Below are 2,417 nucleotides of genomic sequence, written 5' to 3'. Positions count from 1 at the left end.
GACGTCGCACTCGCAGGCGACGTTGCGCGTAAAGGTGTTCAGGCTGTTCGCCCACCAGAAGCCCGAGCCGGAGTTGTGGTCGAAGGGCAGCACCTGACCCGGAAGTGGCCTGCCCGTACGGCCCTGGACCGCCAGATTGCGATCGAAAACGTTGAAAACTTCCGTGCCGTCCTCGAGGAAAAACCCGTGGCCGATGCTGTTATAGCCGACGCAATCGCGCACGACGAGATAGTCGGTGCCGTGCACGGTGAGCCAGCGGTTCTCGCTGTCCCACAGCGATGCGCCGATGACGGAGCTGCCGCGCATCGAATCGCGCACCAGATGGAAGTGCAGCATGTAGCGGCCAAGCGTGCCGCGCTTGCCGAGACGGCGGAACTCGGCGTAGCTGATCGAGCCGGCCGAGCCGTGGTGGTACATCGTGTGGCCACGCGCGGCGGGGTCGGCCGACTCGACGATGACGTTGCGGCTCAGGTTGGCGACCTCGCCGCGATACGGGCCGCTGCAGATGTGGTCGAAGTCCGCGGGGCGATCGAGCATGAGGCGGGCACCGGTAATGGCGGCGATAAAGCGTTCTTCCGTCTGCGTGAGGTCGCGGACGCTCTCCTTAAACGTATCGAGCTCCGGCTGCTTCAAGTTGATGATCTGACGCGTCGTCGCGGTCAGGATGATCCGATCGCCCTCGCGCCAGCCGCTGACCGGCCCGCTGAGCACGACCTCGCGGTCGCCACGCCGGACCGGCGCGCCGAGCTTGACCCACGTGCGGCTGAGCGGCGCACCGTGCAATTCCATGCGGCCGCCGCAGCACTCAATCGCGGGCAGCGTATCGCGATCAAATCCCGCGAAGTACACCAGGCGGATGAGGGCGGTGTGCGGCACAGGAATGGGCTGGTCGGGCGTGCCGACAAGCAGTGCGGGGCGCGGAATTGGGACCGGCGCGCGCTGGGCCATGAAGTTGGCGCCGTCTTCCGTCGCAACGCCGCCGATCTTGATCAGGCCGACATCGAGGCGGGTATCGCGATCGCGTGCGAACACCACGCGCCCCTGGATGTGGAGCATGCGAACGGGCACACGCGAGTCAACGTCGTAGAGGACTTCGTGCCCGGGCCGGACGGTGACAACACAGCCGGCCGCCGGCAACTGACCGCCCTCCCACGTGCCGGCGCTCGACCACGGTCCGCTGCGAACCGAGCGCACGCGCAGCGGTGTGGCGGCCCAACTGCTCGAGTTCAGGCCGAGAGCAACGGATCCGGCCGCGAGCCCGGCGATGAAATCCCTGCGCGTGATCACGGCGTCGGCGCTTTACTTCTGCTTCGTCAGCGTGACCTCTGGACCGGGCCGCTGGCTGCCTTCGCGCTGGCTGGTCAGCTTCATCGTGTTGCCTTCGACCTTGCCGGTGTAGCTGATCTTGATCTGCTGGTCGCGCACCTGGCGCGTGATGCTGAAGGTCACGGTGTCGCCGCTCAGCCTGCCGTTCTCGATGTTGACGTCTTCCATCGCGCCTTGGCCGTAGGTTCCGGTGAGCTTGTCCCCTTGCGCCTTGAGCGTGAGCGTTACCTGGAAGGCGCCACCTTCGCGGGTGTGCAGTTCGCCGCTCCAAGTACCGTCGACGTTCACGGCATAGGCCAATACCAGAGTCGAGACCAAAGCCAGAGCCAGCGCCAAAGTCTTGCGGTCCATGCACTCCTCCTTAGAAATTTGCCGTTTCCGGCCTGGCCGATTGTTGTGGGCAGCCCGCCGACGTTTGGCGAGAAACCAGCAACAAGAGGGAAACGCTTTGTTCACACTGCCAACTTTTTCCACCAGATGATTGTCCCCGTCACGACCATGATGACCAAGAGCAGACTGGTGAGACCCATCAGGGCGTGCCCGGTCACACCCCAGACGTCGCCGGTGTGGAGCGAGCGATTGAAGCGAATGACGCGATAACCGAGGGAATCGGTCAAAAAGTTCTGTGTGCGCAGCACCGCGCCGCTGTATTGATCGACCCAGACAGAGCTGTGCGTGGCCTCCGAGGTCTCCTCGGGAACGCGCAGCCCGATGACATAGCTGGCAGTCGGCGTGGCGGGCAGTTGGATGGTCGTCACCGCGGTCGCTGCGGGAAGCGCCCGGCGCGCGATCGCGATCGCCTGGTCAACGGTGACCAAGCCCGGTCCCGGCGTGGACTTCGGCGGGCGCTGCGTCAGGTACGGTTGCGAGTGAGTCAGCTTGAAAATGAGCGGTTCGACAAACTCGAACCCGATCACGCAGCCGGTGAGCGCGACCAGCAGCACGAAGATCGCCGAGTAGATGCCGAGCGCGCTGTGCGCGTCGAAGCAAATCCGGAACCACGAGCCGCGGAAGTTGATGCTCGCGCGCTTCAGCCGCCACCACACGATCAGGCCAAGAAGCGTCTCCGCCGCCAGCACCGCACTGGCGAT

At 65.0% G+C, this 2,417-nt stretch carries 3 protein-coding genes; all 3 read right to left on the bottom strand.

Features of this window, described 5'->3' with window-relative positions:
* Positions 1 to 1,287: G8 domain-containing protein (locus tag VFA60_11130; GenBank protein HZQ92337.1), on the bottom strand; the 1,287-nt coding region annotated here is incomplete at its 3' end.
* A gap of 12 nt (positions 1,288 to 1,299) precedes the next feature.
* Complete coding sequence (locus VFA60_11125; protein HZQ92336.1) at positions 1,300 to 1,677, bottom strand: hypothetical protein; 378 nt, start codon at positions 1,675 to 1,677, stop codon at positions 1,300 to 1,302.
* 101 nt (positions 1,678 to 1,778) lie between these two features.
* A partial coding sequence (locus VFA60_11120) for a PepSY-associated TM helix domain-containing protein (protein ID HZQ92335.1) occupies positions 1,779 to 2,417 on the bottom strand: 639 nt, incomplete at its 5' end.

The organism is Terriglobales bacterium (assembly GCA_035651995.1).
GTDB lineage: Bacteria > Acidobacteriota > Terriglobia > Terriglobales > Acidobacteriaceae > DASRER01.
Note: the sequence above shows the minus strand (reverse complement) of the source record. Positions and strands in the feature narration are given on the sequence as shown.